General features: G+C 43.1%; 4 protein-coding genes. All 4 read right to left on the reverse strand.

Annotated elements, in window-relative coordinates; all coding sequences use genetic code 11:
* The coding region (gene ltrA / locus HU824_RS18730; RefSeq protein ID WP_176469678.1) for a group II intron reverse transcriptase/maturase at positions 1–1,184 on the reverse strand (1,184 nt) is incomplete at its 3' end.
* Positions 1,185–1,675: 491 nt separating this feature from the next.
* On the reverse strand, positions 1,676–2,008 hold the full coding sequence (locus tag HU824_RS18735) for a hypothetical protein (protein ID WP_176469679.1): 333 nt from the start codon (positions 2,006–2,008) through the stop codon (positions 1,676–1,678).
* 32 nt (positions 2,009–2,040) lie between these two features.
* Positions 2,041–3,903, reverse strand: a complete 1,863-nt coding sequence (locus HU824_RS18740; RefSeq protein WP_136011164.1) for a SusD/RagB family nutrient-binding outer membrane lipoprotein — start codon at positions 3,901–3,903, stop codon at positions 2,041–2,043.
* Between the two features lie 31 nt (positions 3,904–3,934).
* Positions 3,935–7,141: a SusC/RagA family TonB-linked outer membrane protein gene (locus tag HU824_RS18745; protein ID WP_176469680.1), complete on the reverse strand. Its 3,207-nt coding sequence runs from the start codon at positions 7,139–7,141 to the stop codon at positions 3,935–3,937.
* Positions 7,142–7,447: the final 306 nt, after the last annotated feature.

A 7,447-nucleotide genomic window follows, 5' to 3' on the forward strand; every position in this document is an offset into this window, starting at 1 on the left:
CACATCCGTATGCGATGACGGAGCCAACCGTCCCATTCCTTTATCCTACTTTTGAGACCTGCCAACTTAAAATAGTTGAGCCAACCACGGATATACCAAGTCAAACGTTGTTTACGGTATTCGTAGCTCCAGCCGTTATTACGGCTGGTGAGTTCACGTATCTTACTCTTCATCTTCTTGACACTATCGACATGGATGTAGAATTGGCATTTGACATTACTACGACCAAAGGCATAGGAAAGGAATTTGATGTCACGCATATAAGCGACATGAGTCTTCTCCTTATTCACCTTTAGAAAAAGTTTCGTTTCAATAAAGGGAAGCAGATTATCCAATGTACGCTGGGCGGAACGACGGCTTTTACAAAAGATGACCAGGGCATCAGCATACCGAACGAACAAATGCCCACGTTTCTCCAGTTCCTTGTCCAACTCATTAAGCATTATATTGCTTGACAAGGGACTCAATGGACTACCCTGAGGAACCCCGGCTGAACTGTCCTCTTTCTTGCCTCCTATAAGTACACCGGAGTTCAGATATTTATGAATCAGAGAAATGACACGACCGTCTTTGATGGTACGTGACAGGATTTCTATCAACTTACTATGGCAGACTGTATCAAAGAATTTCTCCAAATCCATATCGACCGTGAACACATAACCGGCAGAGATATATTCGCCACATTTTAATAACGCATCATGAGCACTACGATGAGGGCGGAAACCATAGCTGGTTGGTGAAAATTGAGGTTCATAAAGAGGTTGAAGCACTTGTGAGATGGCTTGCTGAATCAAACGGTCAACCACCGTGGGAATACCCAAGTTACGTGTCTTCCCATTCGATTTGGGAATCTCCACACGACGCACGGGGTTCGGATGGTATTTACCATCATAAATGGAAGTTATTAGTTTATCCTTGTAGCAACGAAGATAAGGAAGCAACTCATCCACTTCCATACGGTCAATGCCGCCACTACCCTTGTTACTCTTTACCTGTTTATAAGCAAGGTTTAAATTAGAAGGGGAAAGAATATATTCCAATAACTCTCCTTTTTCCTGTTTAATGGCTGTAAGATGATTTTCAGTTATCCCCATGAAAGTCTGCATACCAATCATGACTTCAGGTTCCACCCTCTGCGCCGATTGGTCGGATAGAGTTTCTATGTTCTGCTTTCTTCCCCTCATAAGGTAACATTCAGGTATCTTACGTAATTAAGGTTCAGCCCTTCCCCATTATGGTGAGTGACAGGTACTATGGCTTCTGCTGACTTCTCACGACAAATCTTGTTTCAACCAGATACAGTTGGGTTGCACCTGTCCGTGAGACCTCCCCAGATAAGAACGTACGCTTTCATCTCATATGCCCTCTGATTCTACTATATCGGGATTCGGATAGTTATAGGACTTTGTTTTGTTTGGCAAACTTGTCCTCCAAATATAGCCTTATAATCAGTTTCTGTTCGTAGAGCCGAGAGTTTGCCGCAAGCTTCCTTCAGATCCCTCCTCGCGAAGGACACCCTTGCCTTGGGCTAACGATTCCCACTATCAGGGCTCGTTCGGGACTTACACCCTATAGCGCACGCACATGCTGGGCGTACCGAAAAACAGCCGATTCTCACGAACCGGCTGTTCCAATCATCATCTATGAATGAAGACCTTTTAGAGTCTTCAATATATCAAAATTGTACTACAATTTCTGTATATCCAGTACCAATATTATAACCAGACTCATCATAGACTGTACAATAAACACCCAAAAGCGAAGACTGTGTTTTATTCAGATGGGTTATAGTTATTGAATTACCAGAGGTAGAATAGCTAAAATTCGCTTCTACATTATTCTGTTCAAAATCCCAGACATAAGTATAAGAAGGGTTATCGGGATATGCTCCCAAGTGAGTTGTTTCACCCGGACGAATATCTATTTTCCCTCGTATAGACACTTCACTATTCACTTGCCCTACTATCGGCAATATCGCCAACAATACAGAAATCAATACAGCCTTCATAAATTCACATGTATAAAATTAAACATTCTTGTTTATTCTTGAGTAGAGTCCCACCAAACATTAATGGTAAACGCATCATCTTCCGTATTCCACATATCAGACGATGTATCTGCTCCCGGCACTTCCGAACCGATAGCCTTCAAGTTAGCGGCATTGTAATTAAACTCATGAGAGCACTGCATCCATCTGCGGTAATGCTTACCGGCAGGAATATGTTTCAGTCCATCCTCATTAATGTCGTGGTAGGCCGGTATTCCCCAACCAAAAAAGATTTCCGGGTCAAAATCATAGCGTCGCATATCATTCCAGATTTCCATGGAGAAGTGCAACGCAATACGCTTCTGGGTCATAATCTTACCTAAACTCAAATCTGCGGAAGTACCGATGCCACTTGCCAAGAATTTATCAATGTCTGCTTGCTCCATTGGAGTAAACGACGGACAAGACTTCAATGAAGCATCTTCCGTACACCAAACATTCAGCTTCTCATTCATGCACTCTATACTTGCCTTTACCCCTTCTTTATAAGCTGTAAACGCACCATTTTTATCCCCTTGTTTAAATAAGACTTCGGCCTTAATGAAACAAGCTTCTGCATACGTTCCCACATAAGTAGGCGAAGAAACACGTGTATAGAACGAACCTGATTCTTTGGAAGCGTCTGTACCATCTCGCCTATACAGCAAATCCTGCTTACCCTGATAGCCCTTGCACCAGCTGGTACCTTCCACATAAACTGTATCTCCTTTGCGCGTTTCAGAATCAGAATCAATCCACCAGCCACCTTTTGCCTTGCTAAATCCTGCTCTCAACGGTCCACCCACCAAGTTTGGAGAGTCACCGGAAACCATATCCACGCCCAATGAACGTCTCCATCCATCCTTAAACTTAATCCCTGCCGGTGAATTCGCAGATTTCTGAGACCATGCCCAAGGGATTATCTTGTCCGCACGCGGATCTTCCACTCCCAAACCGGCAAAGTTTGTCAGGTTGTCGTAAAGCATTTTAGTCACCATATAGCCACCATTCATGCCGCATACCGAAAAGAGCGGAGAATAATCTACCGGTTCATTCCAACCTAAATCATCGTGTTTAGGGCCGTTGTCATCTGTATGGTTGATAATGGTATTGTCTGCATTACTCTGTTGAGCCTTTGCCAAACAAGCCAATATCTCATCCGCATCATACTTACCTTCTTTATAACTTCCGGCAGCTTTCTTTGATAATTTATTGCAATAGCGAGCTTTCAGCAGATAGGCAAGTTTTAACCATTTATTCACATCGCCGCTATTCCAGAAATCACCCTCTGCCAGTGAAGGGAGTGACGGTTCTTGTGTCTTTTGCAGATGTTCGATGCCCTCATCCAACTCGCTCAGGCATCCCAGATAGATGGTCTTTCCATTGTCATAGGCAGGAGTTTCATCCTCTCCCAAAGCATAGGTATAGGGCATTTCACCGTAAATATCCGTCATCAGCATAAAGCCGTAAGCACGAATCACCTTTGCCACACCCACATAATGCCAGGCACCTGCTGCCATAGCCTTCTTATACATATCCTCAATGTTGCATCCGGCTCCTACAAACCACCATTGGTAAGGAGTGGTAGAAGGTCCATCTTTATATTTCCAATTAGGTGCCCAACAAGACATATTCCAATAAGTTCCCCCATTGTAATATCTGGTCCAGTCGCCCATAGACATGGACGAACGCCAAGCCCCAAATTGGTTGGCACTGTTCGTATAGAACTCGATATGCGGCAAACGGGTTTGAAAGGTAGCACTCTCCGATGACGGATTTTCCGGATCGACGTTGCAATCCAACCAGTCACTACATGAGGTAAACGCAAGCGTCAACAAACTTACCCCACCCAATAAAAATGTTCTTATATCTTTCATACAATTTTCTTTTTAGTATTCCGAAATATGTTTAGAATGTCAAGTTCAACCCAAAGGACATACCCGACGTAGCAGGAACACCACAATAGTCAAAACCGACAGAAGAGGAGCCTCCCACACCGGCACCGGCAGCAGCCACTTCAGGATCACCGTCATAATTAGTGAACAGCAGCAGGTTGGTGGCAGCAACAGATACAGAGGCCCGCTTTACAAATCCCACTCTTTGCAACCACTTTTTCGGGAAATCATAAGAGAGAGAAACAGAACGAAGTCTCAATGAATTGACTTCAGTAATATAGTTCCGTGTATTCTTTGGATAATAGTTCTGATAATAATCCTTTATGATATTATAGCCACTCTTTTCCACTTCATTAAAGACATAAGTCTTATCCGCTTCCCAAGTATGGCTTACGGCATTGCCATTCGCATCCACACCTTCCACAGTCAAAGGACGATTGCGCACATCACCGGAAAAACGGCTCACACCTGAATTATCCATCGCATAACGAGTGCCGTTGATAACATCACCACCTACGCGGAACTCCCACAACATATTGAAAGTAAATCCTTTCCAGGTCAATGTGTTATTCAGCCCACCCGTAAATGTTGCTTCACGATTACCTACAGCAGAAAGTGCAGAATCAAAAGTAGGCATTCCGTTCTTATCCAAAATAAGTTTTCCGTCTTCATTTCTCTTCCATTCTGTACCGGCAATAGCCATAAAATCACCGCCATTGAAAGAAGCAGCCTGTGCACCGGCATACTGAACATCCGTAACATACATTACGTCCATGCCATCAGGAAGTCCATCCAAAGTACCTCGGTTACCGGCCATATTGAACCCAACTTCCCAAGTCAAGTCTTTGGTCTGCACAGGGATACCTGAAATGCTCAGTTCCATACCTTTGTTATATACATTACCGGCATTGATGGAACAGAATATGTAACCAGTGGATTGAGGACCACGCGGAGAAAGAATCTGATTATAAGAATCATTGGTATAATAAGCATAATCTATGTGCAAACGATTCTTGAAGAAACTCAATTCCAAGCCGATTTCTGTTGATTTAGTCATTTCCGGCTTCAAGTACGGATTACCACGCGTCCAAGTATTACCGGCACCAACCAGACCATTCAAGAAAGCTCCAACAGGCCAAAGTGCAGTAGCCGTCTCATATGCCCCCGTATCCTTACCCACTTTCGCCCAAGAAGCACGAATCTTACCAAAATTAAGCACGCTGTCAGACATCCAACCTAACTTGTGCAACATCTCTGTAAATACAAATGACCCACTGACGGACGGATAAAAATAAGAGCGATTCTCTATAGGCAGCGTAGAAGTCCAGTCGTTACGTCCGGAAACAGTCAGATACAACATATTGTTCCAAGAAGCGCGAAACTCTCCAAACAAGCCGACAAGCCTTTTCTTGGAGGCTCCGTGAGAAAAACGTTTTTCTGTATCTTTCGCATTGGCATAAGAGAAGAAATCGGGCACCGTAAAGTTGTATGCCATCATAGACACGCGGTCTGTCTTAGTCTCGTCAATAGTAGCCCCCAACAACAAGTTCAAGTCAAAATCTCCAAACCTCTTCGATATATTCGACATAAAATCATGAGACATATAGCGGAAGCGCATTGTATTATCACTCATCATTCCATTCTGCCAAACTTGTTTGAGCACACCATTGGCTGCCAATCTGTTGGAAGCTGTTTGCGTATATTGGTCCAATCCTATTTTATAGGACAAGAACCACCATTTAGTAATATCAGCCTTTAAGCTAACCATACCGGTAAAGCGGTCCGTATCATCAAAAATACGGTTTTTATTCACAATCCAATAGGGATTGTCACGTTCCTCCCATGGATCAAGACGGTCACCGAACATACGATAACGCGAACCGTCTTCATTCAAATAACGGGTCATATCGTCAAATGGAGACCAGTTGTAAACCCCGTACAAAGCCCCATTACCGGAAGAGCCATACAAACCGGCTCCGGTCAAGGTTCTATCGGTATGGGCATCAGAATAAGCAGCACTTGCATTAAATGTAAATATGCCTACTTTCTGCTCTCCGTTGAAACGGAAAGCATACTTCCGATAACCGGTTTCAGGTACGACACCTGCCTGGTCATAAAACGAACCGGACAAATAGAACTTACTATTCTTGCTACCTCCTGACACGCTGGCACTCTCATCGAAAACATTGCCAGTCTGAAAGAAATCACCTATATTGTCATACGTCTTCGCATTAGTTCTTTCACCCCAGGAAGTATAAGCAAAATCATTGAACGAAGTACCTGTATATTCCTTATTTGCTCCATAGAGGTCTTCCATAAATCCTCTGGCATATTCCGTTTGAACCTTCGGCAAATCCTTTACCCAAGAACTGGTAAACTTGGAATTTATATTCACTTCTACCATTCCTTCCTTACCTTGCTTCGTCGTAATCAGAATGACGCCATTGGCAGCACGCGAACCATAAAGAGCCGCAGCTGCAGGTCCTTTTAGAACAGACATGCTTTCAATATCTTCCGGGTTAATATCCATCAAACGATTGGAAGTAGTAGAAGCCGAACGCGTAGAACCGTCAAAAGCAGAATTACCTATCACTGATGATGAATTATCATAAATCAAACCGTCCACAACAAAAAGCGGCTGGTTATCCTTCCCTTCAGAACCTGATGTACCTCCTCTGAGAATAATCTGTGCACCTGCACCCGCAGCACCCGAGGACTGAGTGATATTCACACCGGCCACCTTACCCGAAAGGGAGGAAATCGGGTTGGCAGTTTTCACCTTCATCAATTCATCCGATTTCACATCTTCCATTGAATACCCCAAAGCCTTGCGCTCTTTCTTGATACCCATAGCCGTCACCACCACTTCGTCCAGCGCCTGAGAATCATCCTGCAACGTTACATTATAAGCGGTGGCATTCGTCACTTTTATTGTAACACTTTTGTACCCGATAAAAGACACCTCCAGTGTGCTACCCACCGGTGCTTCTACAGAAAATCTTCCGTCAATGTCCGTCACGGCACCCGTACCGGAACCTTTCACTAATACGCTGGCGCCGATAATCGGCTCGCCTGCTGCATCTACAACTTTACCTGTGATTTTTTTTGCTTGCTGAGTACTCTGGGAACTTGGCACATTCTCGGCTGCATTTACCGAATAAGGTGCAGCCATCCCAAATAGTGCAAGCAACACTAATGATAAGCAATAATTTCTTTTCATAAGCTCTATTATTTGGATTTGTTTGCAAACATATAAATAAATTTAGCAATATCTAAATCTATTAAGCTAAAAAACACTAAATAAATATTAAAATATTTGGATTTGTACTTATACAATGCTTAAAACAAAGATTTTTTAGTAGATGACAAAAATTAAATATATGCTGTTAAACATTTAATTTTCAAGTGATTAAATCTGCAAAAGTCCCTGAAATTTAGTAATTTAAAGGAAAAGTTTGGCGACTTTTCTCCATGAAAACTACTAATTCCAAGGACTCAGTCAAAGTTAACCAAATCCTCCCGATTA

Origin of the sequence: Bacteroides sp. L10-4, assembly GCF_013373675.1 — a bacterium.
GTDB lineage: Bacteria > Bacteroidota > Bacteroidia > Bacteroidales > Bacteroidaceae > Bacteroides > Bacteroides muris.

Excerpts from the sequence above, each read along its gene's own strand:
- HU824_RS18740 (WP_136011164.1), bottom strand. The coding sequence starts at position 3,903 with ATGAAAGATATAAGAACATTTTTATTGGGTGGGGTAAGTTTGTTGACG.
- HU824_RS18735 (WP_176469679.1), bottom strand. The coding sequence starts at position 2,008 with ATGAAGGCTGTATTGATTTCTGTATTGTTGGCGATATTGCCGATAGTA.
- HU824_RS18745 (WP_176469680.1), bottom strand. The coding sequence starts at position 7,141 with ATGAAAAGAAATTATTGCTTATCATTAGTGTTGCTTGCACTATTTGGG.